Annotated in this window: 18 protein-coding genes; 12 read left to right on the top strand and 6 right to left on the bottom strand. The window is 73.1% G+C overall.

Annotated features, from left to right (window positions below):
* Positions 1–13: 13 nt before the first annotated feature.
* Together ACZ4VF_RS26950 and ACZ4VF_RS26945 are read right to left on the bottom strand one after the other, a co-directional pair.
* Positions 14–373: a hypothetical protein gene (locus ACZ4VF_RS26950; protein WP_467929123.1), complete on the bottom strand. Its 360-nt coding sequence runs from the start codon at positions 371–373 to the stop codon at positions 14–16.
* A gap of 54 nt (positions 374–427) precedes the next feature.
* Positions 428–1,219, bottom strand: coding sequence for a hypothetical protein (locus tag ACZ4VF_RS26945; RefSeq protein WP_467929122.1), 792 nt, complete (start codon positions 1,217–1,219; stop codon positions 428–430).
* Between the two features lie 543 nt (positions 1,220–1,762).
* Between ACZ4VF_RS26945 and ACZ4VF_RS26940 the strand changes: the two genes are divergently transcribed.
* Together ACZ4VF_RS26940 and ACZ4VF_RS26935 are read left to right on the top strand one after the other, a co-directional pair.
* Complete coding sequence (locus ACZ4VF_RS26940) at positions 1,763–2,473, top strand: LysM peptidoglycan-binding domain-containing protein (RefSeq protein WP_467929120.1); 711 nt, start codon at positions 1,763–1,765, stop codon at positions 2,471–2,473.
* Between the two features lie 552 nt (positions 2,474–3,025).
* Complete coding sequence (locus tag ACZ4VF_RS26935; RefSeq protein WP_189299971.1) at positions 3,026–3,241, top strand: I78 family peptidase inhibitor; 216 nt, start codon at positions 3,026–3,028, stop codon at positions 3,239–3,241.
* Between the two features lie 127 nt (positions 3,242–3,368).
* On the opposite strand, the gene ACZ4VF_RS26930 is transcribed toward ACZ4VF_RS26935, so the two are convergent.
* Complete coding sequence (locus ACZ4VF_RS26930; protein ID WP_467929119.1) at positions 3,369–4,454, bottom strand: phosphatase PAP2 family protein; 1,086 nt, start codon at positions 4,452–4,454, stop codon at positions 3,369–3,371.
* A 237-nt stretch (positions 4,455–4,691) separates the two neighbouring features.
* Complete coding sequence (locus tag ACZ4VF_RS26925; protein WP_467929118.1) at positions 4,692–6,008, bottom strand: glycosyltransferase family 39 protein; 1,317 nt, start codon at positions 6,006–6,008, stop codon at positions 4,692–4,694.
* 262 nt (positions 6,009–6,270) lie between these two features.
* Between ACZ4VF_RS26925 and ACZ4VF_RS26920 the strand changes: the two genes are divergently transcribed.
* Together ACZ4VF_RS26920 and ACZ4VF_RS26915 are read left to right on the top strand one after the other, a co-directional pair.
* The gene (locus tag ACZ4VF_RS26920; RefSeq protein WP_467929116.1) at positions 6,271–7,965 is read left to right on the top strand and encodes an MFS transporter; all 1,695 of its coding nucleotides are present in this window, start codon (positions 6,271–6,273) and stop codon (positions 7,963–7,965) included.
* 99 nt (positions 7,966–8,064) lie between these two features.
* On the top strand, positions 8,065–9,255 hold the full coding sequence (locus ACZ4VF_RS26915; protein WP_467929115.1) for an acyl-CoA dehydrogenase family protein: 1,191 nt from the start codon (positions 8,065–8,067) through the stop codon (positions 9,253–9,255).
* A 37-nt stretch (positions 9,256–9,292) separates the two neighbouring features.
* On the opposite strand, the gene ACZ4VF_RS26910 is transcribed toward ACZ4VF_RS26915, so the two are convergent.
* Complete coding sequence (locus ACZ4VF_RS26910) at positions 9,293–9,730, bottom strand: cell division protein SepF (protein ID WP_059248508.1); 438 nt, start codon at positions 9,728–9,730, stop codon at positions 9,293–9,295.
* Positions 9,731–9,996: 266 nt separating this feature from the next.
* On the opposite strand from ACZ4VF_RS26910, the gene ACZ4VF_RS26905 reads away from it, so the two are divergent.
* Positions 9,997–11,298, top strand: a complete 1,302-nt coding sequence (locus ACZ4VF_RS26905) for a DUF5685 family protein (protein ID WP_467929113.1) — start codon at positions 9,997–9,999, stop codon at positions 11,296–11,298.
* 2 nt (positions 11,299–11,300) lie between these two features.
* Here ACZ4VF_RS26905 and ACZ4VF_RS26900 read toward each other — a convergent pair whose 3' ends face one another.
* Positions 11,301–12,206 carry an ABC transporter substrate-binding protein gene (locus ACZ4VF_RS26900; protein ID WP_467929112.1) on the bottom strand — a complete coding sequence of 302 codons (906 nt, stop codon included), beginning with the start codon at positions 12,204–12,206 and terminating at the stop codon, positions 11,301–11,303.
* Positions 12,207–12,657: 451 nt separating this feature from the next.
* On the opposite strand from ACZ4VF_RS26900, the gene ACZ4VF_RS26895 reads away from it, so the two are divergent.
* The 7 genes from ACZ4VF_RS26895 (at position 12,658) to ACZ4VF_RS26865 (ending at position 22,731) form a co-directional block, all read left to right on the top strand.
* Positions 12,658–13,515, top strand: coding sequence for an amino acid ABC transporter permease (locus ACZ4VF_RS26895; protein ID WP_467929111.1), 858 nt, complete (start codon positions 12,658–12,660; stop codon positions 13,513–13,515).
* A complete protein-coding gene (locus tag ACZ4VF_RS26890) occupies positions 13,512–15,287 on the top strand; it encodes an FAD/NAD(P)-binding protein (RefSeq protein ID WP_467929110.1) in 1,776 nt (591 codons plus the stop codon). Before ACZ4VF_RS26895 ends, ACZ4VF_RS26890 begins: the two co-directional genes overlap by 4 nt.
* On the top strand, positions 15,284–16,045 hold the full coding sequence (locus tag ACZ4VF_RS26885; protein ID WP_467929108.1) for an amino acid ABC transporter ATP-binding protein: 762 nt from the start codon (positions 15,284–15,286) through the stop codon (positions 16,043–16,045). Before ACZ4VF_RS26890 ends, ACZ4VF_RS26885 begins: the two co-directional genes overlap by 4 nt.
* Before the next feature lie 46 nt (positions 16,046–16,091).
* The gene (locus ACZ4VF_RS26880) at positions 16,092–16,874 is read left to right on the top strand and encodes a DUF1684 domain-containing protein (protein WP_467929107.1); all 783 of its coding nucleotides are present in this window, start codon (positions 16,092–16,094) and stop codon (positions 16,872–16,874) included.
* Positions 16,875–17,061: 187 nt separating this feature from the next.
* Positions 17,062–17,964 (top strand): S1 family peptidase, encoded by a 903-nt coding sequence (locus ACZ4VF_RS26875; RefSeq protein ID WP_467929106.1) that lies wholly within the window; start codon positions 17,062–17,064, stop codon positions 17,962–17,964.
* A 280-nt stretch (positions 17,965–18,244) separates the two neighbouring features.
* Positions 18,245–21,766 carry a DNA polymerase III subunit alpha gene (locus ACZ4VF_RS26870; RefSeq protein ID WP_467929104.1) on the top strand — a complete coding sequence of 1,174 codons (3,522 nt, stop codon included), beginning with the start codon at positions 18,245–18,247 and terminating at the stop codon, positions 21,764–21,766.
* Positions 21,763–22,731 carry a DNA polymerase Y family protein gene (locus ACZ4VF_RS26865; protein ID WP_467929103.1) on the top strand — a complete coding sequence of 323 codons (969 nt, stop codon included), beginning with the start codon at positions 21,763–21,765 and terminating at the stop codon, positions 22,729–22,731. The genes ACZ4VF_RS26870 and ACZ4VF_RS26865 overlap by 4 nt, the downstream gene beginning before the upstream one ends.
* Positions 22,732–22,814: the final 83 nt, after the last annotated feature.

Genomic DNA, 22,814 nt, shown 5'->3' with positions numbered 1-22,814 from the left:
AGGCGTTCGTGGGTCAGGCGCCGCGGCGCGGTCCCGGCGGCAGGGCGGCCGCGATGGTGCCGACGCGCTGCCACTGCGACTGCTGCCGGGCGCTGTAGGCCCCCGCGCTGTAGGCGCTGTACGAGCTGCTGAACGACCCCGGCCGGTGGCCGCCGTACGTGCCCGTGCCGTCCGGGAGGTCCCCGAACGCGCTGAACCCCAGGTCCTCCTCGCCGCTGCGGTCACCCGGCAGTGTGCGGAAGGTCTTGACCCACTCCGCGTAGAGCGTGTCGTAGATCGGCGTGGCCGACGGCCCGCCGGACGGCTCGTGCGCCGTCCGGGCGGACGGCACGGACGAGAAGGACCGGCGGGGAGAAGTGTCGTATGCGTGCACGTATGTCCAAACGACCGGATCTCCAAAGAGATGCGGTCGGCGGGCTCACCCGGCTCAGGTGCCGGCGAGGGGAAGCGCCGCGGCGACCAGCTTGCCGCCCGCCGCGGCCTTGTCCAGCGCGTCCCGCAGCAGGTCCTCCCGCGGCTGACGGCCGATGGACCCCACCGGCGCAGCGAACAGCAGCACCTGCTGGTGCTTGTTGGCCGCGGCCCGCCAGCTGTCCGTCACCTGGAGCGGCTGGTGCGCCTGCCACCAGGCCACCGGCTGGCCCCCGGCGGCGGACGGCTGCAGCACCGCGTGCAGCCGGCCCATGGCCAGCAGGACGGACCAGCCGTGCAGCACGGGCGGGACGGAGGCCAGCTCGGTCACCGGCATGAAGCCCTGCTCGATGAGGAGCGGCAGGAAGTCGTCGCCGGTGCCGGTGGTGCCCGGACGGACGATCGGCGAGGTCGGTTCGACGACGAGCGCGGGATGCAACTCGTTGTCGAGCAGGACGAGTCCGCTGGTCACGCCGAGCACCGCCTGCTCGGGCACGGCCTTCTGCGGCTCGCCCTGGTGCAGGTCGCCGCCGGCGCCCCCGATGGACCGGACGGCGCCCTGCAACTGCTCCTCCGTCACCTGGACGACCTGCGAGGGCAGGCAGCTGGCGTGGGCGAAGGCGAGGACGGCGGTCTCGTCGCCGACGAACAGGACGGTGCTGGTGCGCTCCTGCTCGGAGTCGCCCGGGGTGCGACAGGACGTGCAGTCGTAACTGCCCGGGGCGTTCTCTCCGGCGAGCAGCCGGTCGGCTTCTTCGTCGCCGATCTCGGCGCGTACGGCGTCGCTGACGTCGAGCATGCGCGGCACGGGTGGCTCCCTCGGGATGCGGTGCTGGGGTCGGCCGGGTGGCTCCCGGCCGATGAGCCCCGGGGTTCCGGGCTCATGAAGAAGACAACGGGCGTCCTGTGGTGGGGGTCACGCCCCGGCGCCGACCGGTTCGCATCGGCCACCACATCCGGTCACCTTGGGTGCGCAATCGGACACCCGCTGTCAATTGCGCGCGCAGTCAAGGAACTTGAGCGAGTGAAGTGGGTCACAGGACGCCGTGGAGGGTGGCTGAAAAATCAGGAAATCCACGCATGTAGTGGGTGTCCGGAAATCGCCGATACCGGCGGTAACGCGCAACTGGCCTGCCAGGACGGTGAGTTGATTGATCCGGGCCGCTCGTCCTCCCTACATTCCTCCGCCGTGTGCAACGAGCACCGCTCGGGTACGTCCGCCGGCCGGCACAGGCAGAGCTGTATCGCCGACTCCGGTCACGGTGGGCGGGGCGGGCGCGAGGAACCGCGGTCCTACGCGGCGAGACGCGCTCCGCCTTGGGGGAGCCCGGGTTCGTGGAGAGGGAACTACATGTCCGACTGTGCCGATACCACCCGCGACACCGCCCGTCCCGTGAGCGCCCGTCCCGACGGATCCCGCAGGGGCCGTACGGCGGCCGCACTCGCCGGAGCCGCCCTGCTGGCCCCGCTGGGACTGCTGGCCGCGACCGGCGACGCCACCGCGGCGGACAACGGAGTGTGGGACCGCATCGCCCAGTGCGAGAGCGGCGGCAACTGGCACATCAACACCGGCAACGGCTACTACGGCGGACTCCAGTTCTCCGCCTCGACCTGGCGCGCGTACGGCGGCTCCGCCTACGCCCCGACGGCCGACCAGGCCTCCAGAAGCGCACAGGTCGCCGTCGCCACCAAGGTCCAGCAGGCCCAGGGCTGGGGCGCCTGGCCGGTCTGCTCGGCCCGGGCCGGAGCCTCCGGAGCCGCTCCGGCCGCGGCCCGCACCGGGTCCTCCGGAACGGCGTCCTCCGGCGGCGGCGCGACGACGAGGTCCGCCCCGGCGAAGTCCGCGCCGGCCACGTCCGTCCCGTCGAAGACGCCGGAACGCACCGCGGCCCCCACGTCCCGCGGCACCTCCCGCGGTGACTACACCGTCCGCGAGGGCGACACCCTGAGCATCATCGCCGCCCGGCACGGGACCACCTGGCAGCGGATCTTCGCCGCCAACAAGGCCGTCATCGGCGACGACCCGAACCTGATCGTGCCCGGCCAGCGCCTCGCGCTCTGATCCCGGCACACCACGGCGGACAGCCGCCGCCCCGACGCGGGCGGCGGCTGTCCGCGTCCCGGACGAGCCGTCAGGAAGCGCAGGCCGAGCACGGGGCCTCCGAGCGGGTCCGGGGCGGCGTCACGAAGCCGTGCCGCGGCGGCGGGCCGGAGGCCGCCCACACCCACTCCTGGCGGCGGCCGCAGCCCCGGACGTCGTCAGGGCAGGCGAGCCGGTCCACCCCTGCCCGACCGCTCCGGCCGGGCCGCCGCCCGGTGGTTGTGTGCTGAATCCGTGAAATTCCTATGTGGCGTCAGCTGCCCTGACGCACCGGCGGATTGCGCGGGAATCGCGTCCCCGCCCCGCCCCGGTCCCCGCTGCGGCACTTTCCGCCGGGGAATTCCGAGCGGCTTCCCGGCACGCGTGAATTCTGTTCGATTACCCCGGTGGGCCGAACGGAAACCCCCGTACGTGTGACGGAGTTCGAGTAAAACGCGGCTTCGCGGGCTGTGACAGAAGTGTGACGGGGGCGGGCGCTTCACCTGCCCCGACGTGCGGGACTAGCGTGGCCGTATGGCACCGATTCCCACTCCGCCAGCGGAGCCCCAGGACAGTCCGGACGGGTACGTCGGCCTCGACGCCGTGCACGCCGAGCGGCTCGCGCGGGAGCGCGGCTGGTCGACGGTACGGTCGCTGCCGCCGGGCGCGATCATCACCATGGAGTACCGGGCCGGGCGGCTGAACTTCGAGGTGCGGGACGGCAGGGTGTCCCGCTGCTGGAAAGGCTGACCGCCGGCGCGCTTCGGACACGTGGACGACGAAGGCCCCGCTCCGGAAGAGGAGCGGGGCCTTCGTCGTGCGCGGGGGTGGTGGTGCGTACCGGGACCCCGCGCCCTGTGCCGCCGTCAGCCGCCGGTCAGGGGCGGGCCGGCTGGGAGGTGCCGCGCGGGAGCCGCTCGGTGTGCGGGAGCCGGTCGGCGTGCGGCGGGCGGCGACTGCCCGCCGGGGTGACCGGGGTGCGCTCCGAACGGGTCGTGTGCGGTCCGGGCGCCAGGTGCGCCAGGCCCCGGGAGCTCCGGGTCAGGGAGACCGGCTCGCGGGCCGGTACCGCCGGTCCGGCCGGTGCCGGCTGCTCCGACACCGCCGGCTGCTCGGCCAGTGCCTGCGGTTCGGCCGGCGTGCCGCGCGCGGTGAGCAGGACCGGGGCGACCGGGACGGCCGGCACGGTCGCGGGCCGGCCGTGCCGCGCGCGCCAGCGGTCGCGCAGGCCGAAGAGGACCAGCTCGGCCCTGGCGATCAGCGGCTCGAACCAGGGCAGGGCGAGCAGGATCAGCAGGCCCGCGGCCCAGCCCAGCAGCACGTCGCTCAGCCAGTGCGTACCGAGGTAGACGGTGGTGAGGCCGACACCGAGCGAGGTGACCGCGGAGAGGGCCGACAGCCAGCGGCGGGCTCTCGGGGTGGAGGCCAGATACGCCAGGATTCCCCAGGTCACCACCGCGTTGGCGGTGTGGCCGCTGGGGAATATATCGCCGCCCAGGCCCATCTCGTTCGAGCCGATCACGGTGGCGTAGTGCGGTCCGAGCCGCCCCATGCCGAGCTTGGCGGCGCCGACCGTGATGTTCAGCAGCAGCAGCGAGGTGGCCAGGGTGAGCAGCGGACGCAGGGTGTGCTGCCGCCAGGAGCGCCAGCCGAGCCAGGCCGCGACCATCACGGCGGTGGGACCGCGCTGGCCCAGCACCACGTAGTAGTCGAGGAACGCGTGGATCTCGGGCCACTGCTGGTACGGCCGGAAGAACATGACCTGCCAGTCCAGCCGGACCAGCCACGAGGTCGTCACCACGGCCCACACGATCGCCAGGTAGAAAGCCAGGGTCGCGGAGAACAGAACGACCCTGTGCCGGCTCATCCTCGGCACGTCGATGTGGGCCGGTCGTTCCGGCTCCCGGTCCAGTCTGGCGAACACCCGGTCCAGACGCCGGGTGAGGTTTCGTTCGGTACGCACCCAATCGACGTTACAGCGAGTGAGCGGTGTTCCCGGTCGAAACAGGGGCTTTGTGATGACGATGTGATGTGGGAAACCTCTCAAGGGCGGCCCGAATTCCGAGGATTCCGCAATCCGGTGAGACCGTTCGGGCCAATTCCTTTGATCGTTCCGGGTGTTGTTTATGTCGCGCTTATCAATGCGTTAACCCGGCCCTGGTACGGAATTTTCCGGGGTGTCATCGGAGGGGCCGGTCGATCACGGCGGACCGGAGCCGTTCAGCCAGAAGGCCCCGTAGACCGCCGCCGCCACCGTCAACCCGGCGACGACCAGGGCCGATCGGGGGACGCGCAGCCGGGCCAGGGCACCGGCGAGCGGCAGCAGTACCGGGAAGGCCGGCATCAGCAGCCGCGGCTTGGAGCCGAAATAGCTGGAGGCGCACAGGGCGAGCACGAGCACGACGCCCGTGTACACCAGCAGGGCGACGGGCTGGCGCCCGCGGACGCCGGTGACGTACAGCCAGATCAGCAGGGCGACCCCGATGACCAGGCCCAGGCCCGCGAGCGTGGACGGAAATGACGTGAACTTGTCGCCCACGAAGCGGGCGAAGGCGTAGCCGCCGTCGAAGCCGTTGCGCCATCCGGCCTGGACGTCCAGATAACCGAGCGGGCCCGTGCCGGTCCGGTGGCCGACCCAGAGGACGTACCCGGCGGCACCGAGCGGCGCGATCAGCATGCCGAGCGCGCGCCGCCAGACAGGGGCGCACGAGGTGACCGACGCGCCGGGGGCGGGCGCGGGAGCCCCCGGGGAGGCGAGTGCGCCGGGGGCGGGGGCGCGCGTGTCGGAGTGGGCGCCGGGGGCGGAGGCGTGGGGAGCGGAGCGCGCGTCGGGGGTGTGCTCGGCGTGGTGCGCGCCCGGCGTGTGCCGCGCGCCACGCTCTCGCACGAACGAGACCACGGCCGCCGTCCACACCGCGGCGACCACCGCCACCCCCACCGGCCGGGTCAGCCCCGCCAGCGCCGCCAGCGTGCCCGCGCTCAGCCACCGCCCGGTGAGCACCGCGTACAGCGACCAGGCCGCCAGCGCCGTGAACAGCGACTCGCTGTACGCCATCGACTGCACCACCCCGACCGGCAGCACCGCCCACAGCAGCACGGCGCAGACCCCGACCCGGGGCCCGTACACCCGGTCCGCGACCGCGAAGATCCCGGCCGCCGCGGCGAGGGAGGCCAGCAGGCTCACCACGAACCCGGCGCCCGCGTACGACAGCGGGGTGACCGCGTGCCCCAGCCGCTCCAGCCACGGCAGCAGCGGGAAGAACGCCAGGTTGGAGTGGACGTCCCCGTTCGGCAGCCGCACCTGGTAGCCGTAGCCCAGCTCGGCGACCCGCGTGTACCACAGCGAGTCCCAGCGGGCGGTCAGCAAGGTGTACGCGTTCTTGCCGCGCGCGGCGCTCCACACCACCAGCACCAGCAGCCCCAGGGCGCGGACCGCCGCGTAGCCCAGGAGCGCCGGGGCCGCCCGGCGCAGCAGAGGGGCGTGGGGCGGGGCCACGCGCGTGTCAAGATCGGTCACGGGCTCGATTATCGACCGCGCACCTCACCGGACCCGTCGCCGGGTCCCGGTCAAGAGACGATCACGTGGCGTACGCCACACGGGTTCCGTCGTGCGTGTGAGAGGTCCGCCACGTGCCCCCGCGGTGAACTCGCGTACGCTGGCGAGTCACCCGCGAGGGTTCGCGCGGGCCGGAGACACCGCTCCTCTCCGGCCGTACGACAGGGAGTCCCCACCCCGTCGGTCCGCCCCCCCCGCGAGGGATCATCTGGGAGGTACGTACATGTCCGGGACGACCACGGCTGCCGTACGGCCGCGCCGTCGGACGCCCGGGGCCGGTGCCAACCGCTGGGTCGTCCTCGTCGTCCTCTGCGTCAGCCTGCTGCTCGTCGCGCTCGACGCGACCGTGCTGCACGTGGCGGTCCCCGCCGTCACCGAGGACCTCCGGCCCGGGGCCATCGAGCTGCTCTGGATCGTCGACGTCTATCCGCTGGTCTGCGCCTCGCTGCTGATCCTCTTCGGCACCCTCGGCGACCGGGTCGGCCGCAGACGCGTGCTGCTGCTCGGCTACGGCCTCTTCGGCGTCGCCTCCGCCGTGGCCGCCTTCGCGCAGACCGCCGAGATGCTCATCCTGGCCCGCGCGCTGCTCGGCGTCGGCGGCGCGATGATCATGCCCGCGACCCTGTCGCTCCTCCGCCAGGTCTTCCCCGACCGGCGCGAGCGCGCCCTCGCCATCGGCATCTGGAGCGCGGTGGCCGCGGTCGGCGCGGCCGTCGGACCACTGCTCGGCGGCTTCCTGCTGGAGCACTTCTGGTGGGGTGCGGTCTTCCTGGTCAACATCCCGCTGATGCTGGTCAGCCTCCCCGTGGGCCGGGCCCTGCTGCCCGAGTCCCGGGGCGGGGGCGACGGCCCCTGGGACGTGACCGGCGCGCTGATGGCGGCGGCCGGGCTCTTCGGCGTGGTCCTCGGTGTGAAGCGGCTCGGCGGCGGGGAGGCGGCGGCGAGCCCCTTCACCCTGCTGCCGCTGCTGATCGGCGGCGCCCTCCTCCTCCTCTTCGTCCGGCGCCAGCGCCGGCTCCCGCACCCGCTGGTGGACCTGCGGATGTTCCGGCGGCCCGCGTTCAGCACCTCGGTGGGCTGCATCGTGCTGGCCATGCTCGCGCTGGTCGGCCTGGAGCTGATCGCCGCCCAGTACCTCCAGCTGGTCCTCGGGCTGTCCCCGCTCCAGACCGGGCTCCGGCTGCTGCCGCTGACCGTGGCCGCCATGGCGGCGGGCCTCGCGGGCGCGCGCATGCTGCGCCGCTTCGGGCCGCGCCGGATGGTGTGCTTCGGCTTCTGCCTGACGGCCGCGGCGGTGCTGACGCTGACGGCGATGGGCGGTACCGACGATCCCGCGCTGCTGCTGGCCGGTTTCGTGCTGCTCGGCTTCGGCCTGGAGACCACGCTGTTCGGGGCGTACGAGTCGATGCTCAGCGAGGCCCCGGCCGACCAGGCCGGCGGCGCGGCGGCCATCGGCGAGACCTCGTACCAGCTCGGCGCCGGGATCGGCATCGCGCTGCTGGGGAGCGTGATGAACGCGGCCTACACGCCGGGGCTGCGCGCGGTGCCGGGCGTGCCGCGGCGCGCGTCGGACGCGGCGGGCCACTCCCTCGGCGAGGCCTACGAGGTCGCCGGCCGGCTCGGCGGCACCGCCGGGGCGGCGCTGCGCCGGGCGGCGCGGGACTCCTTCGTCCACGGGCTCCACCTGACCCTGCTGGTCAGCGCGGGGCTGTTGCTGCTGGGCGCGGTGATGGCACTGCGGCTGCCGTGGGTCATGCAGTGCGGCGAGGAGCAGAACGGCGTCGAGGAGCACACCGGCGTCGAGGAACGGGCCGGTGAGGAGCAGACCGGCGTCGAGGAGCGGGCCGGGGCCGAGGTCGGGCTGCCGGCGCCGCGGGAGGCGGGGGCGGCGGCCCGGAAGCCGCGGGTCAGCGCCTGACCTCCTCTGGACGTGCGGGACACTGCACCGTAACGTCGGCCCGAGAGCCGTAACTAGCGCTGCTAGTTTTGCCGATGTCCCGTGTCCGGAGGGTGTCCCATGTCCGCGTCCGCGAAGCTGCCCCCGTTCGATGCCGCCGACCCGCTCGGGATCGACGACCTGCTGGAGCCGGAGGACCGGGCCGTCCGGGACACCGTCCGCACCTGGGCGGCCGACCGCGTGCTGCCGTACGTCGCCGACTGGTACGAGAAGGGGGAGCTGCCCGGGATCCGGGACCTCGCCCGCGAACTGGGGTCGCTCGGCGCGCTCGGCATGTCCCTCACCGGGTACGGCTGCGCGGGCGCGAGCGCGGTGCAGTACGGTCTGGCCTGCCTGGAGCTGGAGGCGGCCGACTCGGGCATCCGCTCGCTCGTCTCCGTGCAGGGCTCCCTCGCGATGTACGCCGTCCACCGGTTCGGCAGCGAGGAGCAGAAGCAGCAGTGGCTGCCGCGCATGGCGGCCGGCGAGGTGATCGGCTGCTTCGGGCTGACCGAGCCCGACCACGGTTCCGACCCCGCCGCCATGCGCACCCACGCCAAGCGCGACGGCGACGACTGGGTGCTGAACGGCCGCAAGATGTGGATCACCAACGGCTCGGTCGCCGGGGTGGCCGTCGTCTGGGCGCAGACCGAGGAGGGCATCCGCGGTTTCGTGGTCCCCGCCGACACCCCCGGGTTCTCCGCGCCGGAGATCAAGCACAAGTGGTCCCTGCGCGCCTCCGTCACCAGCGAACTCGTCCTGGACGACGTACGCCTGCCCGCCACTGCCGTGCTGCCGGGGGTCACCGGGCTGCGCGGACCGCTCAGCTGCCTCTCGCACGCCCGGTACGGCATCGTCTGGGGCGCGATGGGCGCCGCGCGCAGCAGCTTCGAGGCGGCCCTCGACTACGCGAAGTCACGGGAGCAGTTCGGGCGGCCCATCGGCGGCTTCCAGCTCACCCAGGCCAAGCTCGCCGACATGGCGGTGGAACTGCACAAGGGGATCCTGCTCGCCCACCATCTGGGGCGGCGGATGGACGCCGGCCGGCTGCGCCCCGAGCAGGTCAGCTTCGGCAAGCTCAACAACGTCCGCGAGGCCATCGAGATCTGCCGTACGGCGCGGACGATCCTCGGTGCCAACGGGATCTCCCTGGAATACCCGGTGATGCGGCACGCGACCAACCTGGAATCGGTGCTCACCTACGAGGGCACCGTCGAGATGCACCAGCTCGTGCTGGGCAAGGCGCTCACCGGGCTGGACGCCTTCCGGTGAGCCGGGCGGGAGGCGGGGCCGGTGCGGCGGCCCTGCCTCAGCTCTGGTTGAAGAAGCCGTCCGAGCGGTGGGCGGACGCCTCGCCGCTGATGATCTCCGTGTCGGCCGGGGTGAGCAGGAACACACGGTTGGAGACCCGGTCGATCGAGCCGCGCAGACCGAAGATGAGCCCCGCGGCGAAGTCCACGACCCGCTTGGCGTCGCCGGGCTCCATGTTGGTGAGGTTCATGATGACCGGGACGCCGTCCCGGAACAGCTCGCCGATGGCCCGGGCGTCCCGGAAGCTGTCCGGGGTGACCGTGCCGATCCGGCGGCCCTTCTCCTCGGCCGTGTCCGTGGCCACCTTCACCCGCGGGTCGGTGACCCAGGCGTCCCCGGACTCGGTGCCCTCGGAGTAGTCGTCGTCGTAGTAGCGCTCGTCATCGTTGTCGTCGACGAGGCCGAGCCACGCACTCGCCTTGCGTACCGATCCCATGGACGCCTCCTCTCACAGCGGTCTCTCTTGCTTTCCGCATCCCTATGGTCATCCATGATGCGGACGCCTCGCCAAGTGGACAGACGCCGCGCGGGGGGTTTGTGACGGTACTGGTGCACAGCCGATCCGTCGAGAGTCCTTGTGCCCCAAGGGCCGCGACTCATACGGGTGCTGACTGAGAGTGAAATATGATTGTCTGCGGCGGACGGGTGATGCGCGGTGCGTACGGGTGAACGCCAACGTCGTATCACAGTACGGGGGATATCGTGTTCGGGATCGTCAGGCCCTGCTCTCACCGGCTCGGGGAGAGTCTCAAGGCCGAGTGGATGGCGCACTTGTGCGGGCTCTGTCTCGCCCTGCGCCGCGACCACGGTCAGTTCGCGCGGGTCGTGACGAACTATGACGGTCTTCTCATATCAGTTCTGACAGAGGCTCAGACCGGTCCGGTGAGCGGCGGCCGTCGCACCGCCGGGCCGTGTGCGCTGCGTGGCATGCGGACGGCGTCCGTCGCCCAGGGCGGGGGCGCGCGGCTCGCCGCCGCCGTCTCCCTGGTGCTCGCCGCCGCGAAGGTGCGCGACCACGTCGCCGACCGGGACGGACTGCTGGCCCGCAGGCCGGTCGCCGCCGCCGCGCGCCGGGTCGCCGCGGGCTGGGGCCGGGCGGGGGAGCACAGCGGGGCCGCGGTCGGGTTCGACACCGGCGTCCTGGTCGACGCCGTCGACCGGCAGCTCGCCGTCGAGACCCTGGCCGGGCCCGGCACCCCGGTCCTCACGGTCACCGAGCCGACCGAGACCGCGACCGCGGCGGCCTTCGCGCACACCGCGGTGCTGGCCGGACGGCCCGGCAACGCGGCGCCCCTGGCGGAGGCGGGCCGGCTCTTCGGCCGGCTCGCGCACCTGCTGGACGCCGTGGAGGACCGGCGGGCCGACGCCCTGTCGGGTGCCTGGAACCCCCTCACCGCCACCGGCACGTCGCTCACCGAGGCCCGTCGGCTCGCCGACGACGCCCTGCACGGCATCCGGCTCGCCCTGAAGGAGGCCGAGTTCCGCGACGGCGGGCTCGCCCACCTCCTCTTCGTCCACGAGCTGCGCCGCTCGGTGGACCGCGCCTTCGGCACGGCACCGGTGTGCGCGGCCCACCGGGACGGACCGTACGGCGGTGGGGCGCCGCAGGGACCGTACGGCGGTGGGCAGGCGCAGGGGCTGTACGGCGCTGGGCACGCGCAGGGCGCCGGTGTTCCGGTCGCGGGCAATCCGTATGCCGGCGGCGGGTTTCCCGGCGGCAGCGGCGGCCACGGCGGAACCGGTGGCCACGGCGGGGGCGGCGGCGGTTTCGGCGGGGGCGGTTTCGGGCCGCCGCCCGAGCCCGCCGCCCCGGGCCGGCGCGGTTTCTGGGCGGGCTGCGGGATGTTCCTCGCGCTGTTCTGCAGCTGCCGGATGTGCTGCGCCGAGGAGTACGAGGGCCCGTGGTCCCGCAAGAAGCGCAACGGCTGCTGCCAGTGGTGCGACTGCTCCTGCCCCGGTGGCTGCGACGGCTGCGACTGCTGCTGCCCCTGCGACGGCTGCTGACGTCAGTTCCTCAGTTCCGGCGGGCTGATCCGCGACCGCTCGATCGCCGAACCCGTGGTGCCCCACTTCTTCAGAATCCGGTCGTAGGTCCCGTCGGACAGGAGCTTGTTCACCGCCGCCTGGAAGGCCGGCGCCAGTTTCGTGCCCTTCTTGAAGGCGAAACCGACGTCGAGCCGGTGATACTCGTTGAGGAACTTCAGGCCCTGCTGGTGGGCGACGGCATAGCGCAGGCCGTTGATCGTGGACATCACGACGTCGCTGCGGCCCTGTTGCAGCGAGGACCAGATCGCGCTCTGCTCGGCGTACGTCTGCACCTGGTACGCCTTCTTGCCGGCGTCGGTGCACAGGTGCTTGTTCTCCTCCAGCGTGGCCTCGAAGGTCGTGCCGGCGCCGGTCGCGACGTCCAGGCCGCACAGCTGTTTCAGGTCGGTGATCTTCCCGAGCCTGCTGTCCTTGCGGGTGGCGAAGCCCTGGCCGTCGTTGATGTAGGTGACGAAGTCGATCGTCTTCCGACGCTCGTCCGTGACGCCGAAGTTGCTCGCGCCGACGTCGTACTTGCCGCTGTCCAGGGCGGGCAGGATCGCCTCGAAGCCGGCCTGCTCCACCTTCAGCCGGATGCCGAGCACCCGGGCGACCGCCTTGGTGAAGTCGACGTCCTGGCCGGTCAGGGTCTTGCCGTCGGAGAGGTAGGTGGTGCCGGGCGGGGTACCGCCGACGCTCACCGCGACGGTGAGGCGGGTGGTGCCGGCGGGCAGCAGCTTCGCGGCGGCGTCGTCCTTGCGCACGGCGGAGACGACGTCCGTGGTGGGCACTTTCACGGACTTGGCAGCCACCGAGGCGGTGCCCGTGTCGCCGGAACCGCAGGCGGTGAGGAGCAGAGTGGCCGAGGTGATGGCGGCAAAAGGCATCAAAAGGTGCTTACGCATGGGGTAGCGGTCTCCTGGCAGCAGAAGGCGTGCAGAGCGCGAGGGGAGGGGTGCGCGTGTGAAGGCAGGGAAAGGCGGCGCGAGCAGCAGAAGGGAAAGCGAAAGCGGGAGAACGCGAATGCGGCCGCCCGGGGGGCGGGCCTGCGCAGGGGGTCAGCTCAACAGGAAGAAGACCACACGCGACCGAAGTCGATGTGGGAGCGGGTGACCAGCCACTGCTGTGGATGCATGGGCCAAGTGGAACAGGCATTCGGTTCCGCGTCAACTGACGTGAGACGTACGGCTCACAGTCCGGACGGCCTTGACAGCGGACGGAAGCGCACCCGTACTCTCGGTGCACGGCCCTGCTGAGGGGCTCGGCCGTAGCGCGCCCCCGGGCGCGTCCGTGTGAAGGCACCACCCGTGTTCGACCACCGCGTCACGGAGCCTTCGCATGTCATCCGACACCCTCGCCAAAGTCCCCGCCGCGTCGGGGACCCCCCAGCCCGCGGACGCCCCGCGGATCGTCCCGCAGCGCCGGTACGGTCAGTGGGCGGCGGCCGTCGTCGTCCTCGCGCTGCTCGGCCTCGCCGTCAACTCCGTCCTGCGCAACAAGGCGTTCCAGTGGGACGTCGTCGCCGACTACTTCACCTCGGACTCCATCCTGCGCGGGCTGTGGCTCACGCTGTGGCTGACCGCCGTGGTGATGGTCCTCGGCTTCGCCCTCGGCACCCTGCTCGCCGCGTTCCGGCTGTCCGCCAACCCCGTGCTGCGCGCGGTCGGCTGGGGGTACGTGTGGCTGTTCCGGTCCATACCGATCCTGGTGCAGCTGCTGCTGTGGTTCAACATCGGGGCGCTGTACCCGCAGGTGCTCGGCGTGAAGACCGTCGACCTGCTCAGCCCGGTCGCCGTCGCGATCGTCGGCCTCACCCTGCACGAGGCCGCCTACGCCGCCGAGGTCGTCCGCGGCGGCATCCTCTCCGTCGACCGCGCCCAGATCGAGGCCGCCCAGGCGCTCGGCCTGAGCCCCTGGCGGCGCTGGTGGCGGATCGTGCTGCCGCAGGCGATGCGCGCCATCGTGCCGCCCGCCGGCAACATGCTGATCGGCACCCTCAAGGGCACCTCGATCGTCAGCGTCATCGCCGTCAACGACCTGTTGTTCTCCGCCCAGTTGGTCTACCACCGCACCTACCAGGTGATCCCGCTGCTGATGGTCGCCACCCTCTGGTACGCCGTGGTCACCTCGCTGCTCGGCATCGGCCAGTACTACGTGGAGAGGCGCTACGCGCGCGGCACGGGGACCGTCCGATGAGGCAGCAGCTGGTGATCGTCGGAGCCGGGCCGCGGGGGACCGGCATCCTCGAACGGCTGGCCGCCAACGCACCGGAGCTGTACGCCGGTCCGGGCCTCGACATCCATCTGGTCGACCCCCATCCGCCGGGCGGCGGACGCATCTGGCGCCAGGCGCAGTCACCGCTGCTGTGGATGAACTCGCAGGCCGAGGACGTCACCATGTTCACCGACGACACGGTGGTCATGGCCGGCCCGGTGCGCGAGGGCCCCACCCTGCACGAGTGGGCCGGGCTGGACGGCCGCACCTTCCCCGACCGGCGGCTCCAGGGCCGGTACCTGCGCTGGGTGTACGAACAGGCCTGCGCCGACCTGCCCGCGAACGTCACCGTCCACCACCATCCGCACCGCGCCCTCCGGGTCGCCGGACCGCGCGAGGGCCGTCAACAGGTCTGGCTGGAGGGCCGCACGCGCCCGCTCGCGGCCGACCTGGTGATCCTCGCCCTCGGTCACCAGGACACCGAACTCGACGCCGAGCAGGTCGCGTTGGCCGAGTACGCCCGAAGGCACGGCCTGGTGCACCTGCCGCCCGACTTCACCGCCGACACCGACCTGTCCTCGCTGAAGCCCGGAGAGCCCGTCCTCGTCCGCGGCTTCGGACTGGCCTTCGTCGACCTGATGGTGCTGCTCACCGAGGGACGCGGCGGGCGCTACGAGGCGGGAGGCCGGGACGGGGAGGTGTACGTCCCCTCGGGGCGGGAGCCGGTGCTGTACGTCGGTTCGCGGCGCGGAGTGCCGTACCACTCGAAGATCGGCTACGACTGGACCGGCGACCGGCCCCCGCTGCCCCGCTTCTTCGGTCCCGCCGAGGTGGAGGCGCTGCTGGCCCGGCCGGGGGGCTTCGACTTCCGGCGCGATGTGTGGCCGCTGGTCGAGAAGGAGCTGGGCTTCGCCCACTACCACCGGCTGTTCACCGCCCACCCCGGGCGTACGGCGATGGCCTGGGCCGACTTCGAGGAGAAGTACGCTGCGGCGGACGACCCCGCCGAGACCCGGGCGCTGGTCGCCGCCGCCGTACCCGACCCGGCCGACCGGCTCGACCTCGCCGCCCTCGACCACCCGCTGGACGGGGTGCGGTACGCCTCGCACGACGACTTCCAGGAAGGGCTCAGGAACTACGTCGAGGCGGACCTCGCACGCCGCCACGACCCCGCCCACAGCCAGGACCTGAGCGTCTTCTTCGGGCTGCTCTCCGTCTACGGGCAGCTGGTGCGGCTCGGGGACACCGGGCCCTGGTGGCACGGGTTCTTCAGCTACCTGGCCTCCGGGCCGCCCGGGCCCCGGCTGCGGCAGATGCTCGCGCTGTCCCGGGCCGGACTGCTCCGGTTCGTCGGGGCCGGCATGACCGTCACCGCCGAGGACGGGGTGTTCCGGGCCGCCGCCCCCACCGTGCCGGGCTTCTCCGTCGAGGCCCGGGCGCTGGTGGAGGCGCGGCTGCCCGCGCCCGCCGTGGGACGCGCCCGCGACAGCCTGCTGCGCGAGCTGTACGCCGACGGCGCCGCCGAGACCCCCGACGGGCTGCTCCGGGTCGACCCCGGCGACGGCCGCGTCCTCGACCGCGCCGGACGCCCGCACCCCCGGCGGTTCGCGCTCGGCCCGCACACCGAAACCCGTACCGCCGGGGCGTTCACCCGTCCCCGCACCGGCGGTCCCGCCTTCCGCCAGAACGACGCGACCGCCCGGGCGGTGCTGGCCTTTCTGAGCGGCTCCCTCACGAAGGAACTCGTGCGATGAGTGTCATGGTCGACATCCGGTCGGTGCACAAGAGCTTCGGCCCGCTCGACGTGCTCAGGGGCATCGACCTCCAGGTGCGCGCCGGCGAGGTCACCGTCGTGCTCGGACCGTCCGGCTCCGGCAAGTCCACGCTGCTGCGCACCATCAACCACCTGGAGAAGGTGGACCGGGGCGAGATCAGCGTGGACGGCGCGCTGATGGGCTACCGGCGGGCCGGGGACAAGCTGCACGAGCTGCCCGAGCGCGAGGTGCTCCGGCAGCGGACCCGGATCGGGTTCGTCTTCCAGAACTTCGGTCTCTTCCCGCACCTCACCGTCCTGGAGAACATCGTCGAGGCGCCGGTGTCCGCGCTGAAGCGGCCCCGGAAGGCGGTGGAGGAGCGCGCGCACCGGCTGCTGGAGCGGGTGGGGCTCGGGGACAAGGCCCGCGCCTACCCGCGGCAGCTGTCCGGTGGGCAGCAGCAGCGGGTGGCCATCGCGCGGGCGCTCGCCCTGGAGCCGAAGCTGCTGCTGTTCGACGAGCCGACGTCCGCGCTCGACCCCGAGCTGGTCGGGGAGGTCCTGGACGTCATCCGGGACCTGGCGGCGCAGGGGACGACGATGATCGTCGTCACGCACGAGATCGCGTTCGCCCGGGAGGTCGCCGACACGGTGGTGTTCATGGCCGACGGGCGGATCGTGGAGCAGGGGCCGCCGGAGCAGGTGCTGGGCGCTCCGCGCGAGGAACGGACCCGGGGCTTTCTGGCGAAGGTCCTGTGAGGACACGGAGTGCTGCGGGAACGCAGGGGAGAGAGGAACCGACGAGATGACGACGGACGCGTCCGACGCCTGGAAGCAGTGGCACGAGCAGCGCGTGGAGGGGGTCGCGGACCCCTACGGGCCGCTCGCGCTGACCGCGACGCACTGGATCGCGGACTATCCGGAGGGGCGACTTCCGGACATTCCCGGGAACTGGGTGGCGGACGAGGACGGGGTCGTGCTGAGGGCCGCAGGGGCCGACGGCCTGACCGTGGACGGCAGGCCCCTGGCGGGTGAGGTACGGCTGTCCGCCGACCGCGGTCCGGAGGCCGGGTCGCGGGTGGCGCTGGGCGAGAAGCGGCTGGTGGTGCTGGTCCGCGAGGGGGTCTGGGGAGTGCGGGTCTACGACCCCGGCTCCGCCGCCCGGCAGGCCTTCCGCGGCATCGAGGCCGGCCCCTACGAGCCCCGCTGGTCGGTGCCGGGCCGGTTCACGCCGTACGAGGGCACGCGCACCGTCCGGCTGGCCAACGCCGACGGCCGCGAGCGCGGGTTCGACCTCGCCGGGGAAGTCGCCTTCACCCTGGTCGGACAGGAGCGGACCCTGAAGGTGGCGCAACAGGAGGACGGGCGGCTGTGGGCGGTGTTCGCCGACGCCACCAGCGGCGACACGAGCTTCCGGTTCCGCTTCCTCTTCGCGCCGTCCCCGGACGCCGAGGGGCGCACGACCGTCGACTTCAACCGCGCCCAGCTCCCTCCCTGCGCCTTCGCCGACCACTTCATCTGCCCCTTCCCGGCGCCCGGCAACACGCTGGAGGTGGCGGTCGAGGCGGGGGAGCGCCGTCTGAGTTAGCCTCAGTTCCCCTTCCGGTGACGGGTCGACGGCCGAAAGGCACCCTTGTGCCGACCGGCCGTTCGGCCGAATACTCCCCCCAGCGCTTGTCAGGGGCATGCGCATGTGTATTCCGGTCGGCCCCTGGCTGCGCCTCACGGGCCCCGACCCCACGCGGGCCCCCGACTTCCCTTGGAGGGAACGAAACGTGAGGATCAAGCGCACCACTCCCCGCGCCGGCACGGCGAGACGGACCCGGCTGACCGCCGTGGCCACCGGCTTCCTGGCCGCAGCCGCGTTCGCCGCCCCCACCGCGAACGCCAGTGATGCCCACACGTTCAGCGCCACCCAGCTCACCCAGGCGAGCGACTCCGTCCTGAAGGCCGACGTCCCCGGTACCGCCTGGGCGGTGGACGCCACGACGCACCGCGTCGTCGTCACCGTCGACAGCACGGTGTCCCAGGCCGAGATCGCCAAGATCAAGAAGCAGGCCGGCGCCACCGCGGACGCCCTGGTCGTCAAGCGCACGCCGGGCAAGTTCAACAAGCTGATCTCCGGCGGCGACGCCATCTACGCCAACAGCTGGCGCTGCTCGCTCGGCTTCAACGTCCAGGACTCCAGCGGCAACTACTACTTCCTGACCGCCGGGCACTGCACCGACGGCGCGGGCACCTGGTGGTCGAACTCGTCCCACTCCACCACGCTCGGCACCACGGCCGGCTCGAGCTTCCCCGGCAACGACTACGGCATCGTGCGCTACACCAACAGCTCGGTGACCAAGTCGGGTGCCGTGGGCAGCCAGGACATCACCAGCGCGGCCACGCCCTCCGTGGGCACGACCGTCTACCGCCGCGGCTCGACCACCGGTACGCACAGCGGCCGGGTCACCGCGCTCAACGCCACGGTCAACTACGGCGGCGGCGACATCGTCTCCGGCCTGATCCAGACCACCGTCTGCGCCGAGCCCGGCGACTCCGGCGGCCCGCTGTACGGCGGTACGACGGCCTACGGCCTGACCTCGGGCGGCAGCGGCGACTGCACCTCCGGCGGTACGACCTTCTTCCAGCCGGTCACCGAGGCGCTGAGCGCCTACGGGGTGCACGTCTACTGAGCGACTGAGCGACCCCTTCTCCGGCGGTCCGGCCCCCGCACGCCCTGGGTGTGCGGGGGCTTCGCCGTGCGCGCCGACCGGGGTGTTCGAGAGGGCGCTCCCGGCCAGGGAGACGAGGGTCGTCACCGGCTGGTCACGGGGGTCCCGGTGGCGCGTTTGCGCAGGTGGGGGGCGGGTGAACGGCTGTCGTACACATGTTCGGGAATGGGGGTATGGTGGAGGTGGGATTGGGAACTGATGTTCGAGAGCCGTTCGGGGCTCACGAGTACGGGAGGTGTGTGTGCCGGGCTTCGCGCATCTCCACACCGTCTCCGGGTTCTCCCTGAGGTACGGGGCCTCCCACCCGGAGCGGCTGGCGGAGCGTGCCTCGGAACGGGGCATGGACGCCCTCGCCCTGACCGACCGCGACACCCTCGCCGGTGCCGTGCGCTTCGCCAAGGCGTGTGCCGGGGCGGGCGTCCGTCCGCTGTTCGGGGTGGACCTGGCGGTGGAGGCGCGGGAGGCCGTACCGCGTGACCGGCGGCGGACGCCGGTGCGCGGGGGCGCTTTCGTGGACGAATCGGCCCCCCGGGTGACCTTCCTCGCCCGGGACGGCGCCCGGGGCTGGGCCGAGCTGTGCCGGCTCGTCACGCAGGCGCACGCGGGGGAGGGGGCCCCGCTGCTCCCCTGGGCCGCGCACCGGGGCGCGGGCCTGGTCGTGCTGCTCGGCCCGGGGTCGGACGTGGGACGGGCGCTCGCCGCCGGGCGGCCCGACCGGGCGGCGGCGCTGCTGGTCCCGTGGCGCGAGGCCTACGGCGACGCGCTGCGGCTGGAGGCCGTCTGGCACGGGCGGACGGGCACGGGGGAAGGGTCCCTGCGGCTGGCGGCCCGTACCGTCGGGTTCGCCGCCGAGCAGGGGGTGCGGCCGGTGCTCAGCAACGCCGTCCGGTACGCCGACCCCGGACAGGGCCCGGTCGCCGACGTGCTGGACGCCGCACGGCGCCTGGTGCCGATCGACCCCCGGGGCGAGCTGGACCCGGGCGAGGCCTGGCTGAAGGACGTGCCGGCCATGCTGGACGTGGCCGAGCGGATCGTGGAGGCGGCGGGGTACCGGCGGGACACCGCCCTGCGGCTGCTGGAGCAGACCGGGGCCACGGCCGCCGAGTGCCGGGTCGACCCCGAGGCCGACCTGGGCATGGGGGGCGTGTACTTCCCCGAGGCGCACCTCGTCGGCGCCGGGCGGCGCACCGCGCAGCGGGCGCTCGCCTCGCGGGCGGCGGCGGGCATGCTGCGGCTCGGGTACGGCGGACGGCGCGCGTACTGGGAGCGGATGCACGACGAGCTGGACATCATCGCCCACCACGGCTTCGCCTCCTACTTCCTGACGGTCGCCCAGGTCGTGGACGACGTACGGGAGATGGGGATCCGGGTGGCCGCCCGCGGCTCCGGCGCCGGGTCGCTCGTCAACCACCTGCTCGGGATCGCGCACGCCGACCCCGTCGAGCACGGGCTGCTGATGGAGCGCTTCCTGTCCAGGGAACGCGTCGTGCTGCCCGACATCGACATCGACGTGGAGTCCGCCCGGCGGCTGGAGGTCTACCGGGCGATCATCGGCCGGTTCGGCGGCGAACGGGTCGCCACCGTCTCGATGCCGGAGACCTACCGGGTCCGGCACGCGATCCGGGACGTGGGCGCCGCGCTGTCCATGGACCCGGCCGAGACCGACCGGATCGCCAAGTCCTTCCCGCACATCCGGGCGCGCGACGCCCGTGCGGCGCTGGAGGAACTGCCCGAGCTGAAACGGCTCGCGAGGGAGCTCCGGCGGGACGGGGAGAAGTACGGCAGGTTCTGGGACCTGGTCGAGGCGCTCGACGCCCTGCCGCGCGGGATCGCCATGCACCCGTGCGGGGTGCTGCTGTCGGACGCCTCCCTGCTCGCCCGTACGCCGGTGGTGCCGACCAGCGGCGAGGGGCTGCCCATGTCGCAGTTCGACAAGGAGGACGTGGAGGACCTCGGGCTGCTCAAGCTGGATGTGCTGGGCGTGCGGATGCAGTCGGCGATGGCGCACGCGGTCGCCGAGGTGGAGCGGGCGAGCGGGGAGCGGATCGACCTGGACGCGGTGGAGCCGGGGGACCCGGAGACGTACCGGCTGATCCGCTCCACCGAGACGCTGGGCTGCTTCCAGATCGAGTCGCCCGGCCAGCGGGACCTGGTGGGGCGGCTCCAGCCGAGCACCTTCCACGACCTGGTCGTGGACATCTCGCTGTTCCGGCCCGGTCCCGTCGCCGCCGACATGGTGCGGCCGTTCATCGAGGCGCGGCACGGGCGGGCGCCGGTGCGCTATCCGCACCCGGACCTGGAGGGGCCCCTGAAGGGGACGTACGGGGTCGTCGTCTTCCACGAGCAGGTCATCGACATCCTGGCGATCATGACCGGCTGCGGGCGGGGCGAGGCCGACCGGGTGCGGCGCGGGCTGTCCGAGCCGGAGTCGCAGGGGCGGATCCGGGTGTGGTTCGCCCAGCAGGCGGCGGCCAGGGGGTACGACGCGGAGACGATCCGGCGGACCTGGGAGATCGTGGAGGCCTTCGGGTCGTACGGCTTCTGCAAGGCGCACGCCGTCGCCTTCGCCGTGCCCACCTACCAGTCGGCGTGGCTGAAGGCGCACCACCCGGCCGCCTTCTACGCCGGGCTGCTCACGCACGACCCCGGGATGTACCCGAAGCGGCTGCTGCTGGCGGACGCCCGGCGGCGCGGGGTGCCGATCCTGCCGTTGGACGTGAACGCCTCCGGGGTCGCACACAGGATCGAACTGGTGTCCGAATCACCGGCGGTGTGGGGGCTGCGGCTCGCCCTCTGTGACGTCCACGGCATCAGCGAGGCCGAGGCGGAGCGGATCGCGGACGGGCAGCCGTACTCCTCGCTGGTGGACTTCTGGGAGCGGGCCCGGCCGAGCCGGCCGCTGGCCCAGCGACTCGCGCAGGTGGGCGCGCTGGACGCCTTCGGTGCCAACCGGCGGGATCTCCAACTGCACCTGACCGAGCTGCACCGGGGTGCCCGGGGCGGCGGCGGAGGCCAGCTCCCGCTGGCGGGCGGGCGGAAGACCGCGCCGGCCGGACTGCCGGACCTGACCTCGGCGGAGCGGCTCAGCGCCGAGCTGGGCGTGCTGTCCATGGACGCCTCGCGCAACCTGATGGACGACCACCGGGAGTTCCTCACGGAGCTGGGCGTGGTCTCCGCGCGCCGGCTGCGCGAGGCCCGGCACGGTGAGACCGTGCTGGTCGCGGGAGCCAAGGCGGCCACCCAGACCCCGCCGATCCGCTCCGGCAAGCGGGTCATCTTCTCCACCCTGGACGACGGCACGGGCCTGGTCGACCTGGCGTTCTTCGACGACTCGCACGACGCCTGCGCCCACACCGTCTTCCACTCCTGGCTGCTGCTGGTGCGCGGAGTGGTGCAGCGGCGCGGCCCGCGCAGCCTGAGCGTGGTCGGCTCCGCCGCCTGGAACCTCGCCGACCTGGCGGAGGTGCGGCACGCGGAGGGACTCGACGGGGTCGCGGCCCGGCTGGCCGGGCCGTCCGGCACGGACGGCTCCCCGGCCGGGGACGACGGCGGTGCGCTCCGGGCCCGGCTCGCCGGTTCCGAGGGGTTGCCCGCGCCGGCCGGCTCCGCGGCCCGCGACCCGATGACGGACCGGACGATCCGCATGCCCACGGGGTACGAGATGCACCCCTGGGCCGATCTGCGGCCCGCCGGCCAGGACGCCGCACAAGGGCCCGCGGCGATACGGAAGTTGTGGCACCAGAGTCCGGGGAGTGCGGGATGACCATTCTCTGCGTACGTTTCCGGCTGCCGCCGGTGTACGAGGCGGCCCTGCCGGGACTGCTCGGGCTGCTGGAGGAGTTCACCCCGGTCGTGGAGGCGCTGCCGCCGGACGGGGCGCTGGCCGATCTGCGCGGCGCCGAACGGTACTTCGGGCGCAGCGCGGTGGAGCTGGCCTCGGTGATCCGGGTGCGGGCCCTCGCGCGGTACGGCGTCGACTGCGTGATCGGTGCCGGGCCGGGCCCCCTGCTGGCCCGCATGGCGCTGCGTGCCGCCCGGCCCGGGGTGACCTGCGCGGTGCCCGAGGACGCCGCCGCCGAGTTCCTCGCCGACCAGCCCGTCGCCGCGCTGCCCGGCGTCGGCACGGCGACCGCCCGCACCCTGGACGAGTACGGCCTGGACACCCTGGGCCGGGTCGCCGCCGCGCCGCTCTCCACGCTCCAGCGGCTGATCGGCGCGAAGGCGGGCCGTGAGCTGCGCGAGAAGGCGGCCGGCATCGACCGCGGCCGGGTCGTCCCGAACGGCGTGGCGCGCTCCCTGACGACGGAACGGGCCTTCGACATCGACGAGCTGGACCCCGCCCGGCACCGCAGGGCACTGCTGTCGGCCGCCGAGGAGATCGGCGCCCGGCTGCGCGCGGTGGAGAAGGTCTGCCGCACCCTGACCCTCACCGTGCGCTACGCCGACCGGTCCGCCACCACCCGCAGCCGCACCCTGAGGGAGCCGACCGCGCACTCGGCGGCCCTGACCCGGGCGGCCTACGGGATGTACGAGGCGCTCGGCCTCCAGCGCGCCCGGGTCCGCGCCCTCACCCTGCGCGCCGAGGGGCTGACCCCCGCCGACCAGGCGTCCCACCAGCTCACCTTCGACCCCGTGGACGAGAAGGCCCGCCGCATCGAGGAGGTCGCGGACCGCGCGCGGGCGAAGTTCGGGCCGCGGGCGGTGTTCCCGGGCAGCCTCGCGGCATGACGCCCCGGGGGCTCGCGGGGGCTCCGGTGGTGACGGGAAGTTTTACTGACGCGTAACTTCTCACTTCGGCTACCCGCCCGTAA

It is taken from the genome of Streptomyces sp. NPDC029151, from assembly GCF_055564315.1.
Note: the sequence above shows the minus strand (reverse complement) of the source record. Positions and strands in the feature narration are given on the sequence as shown.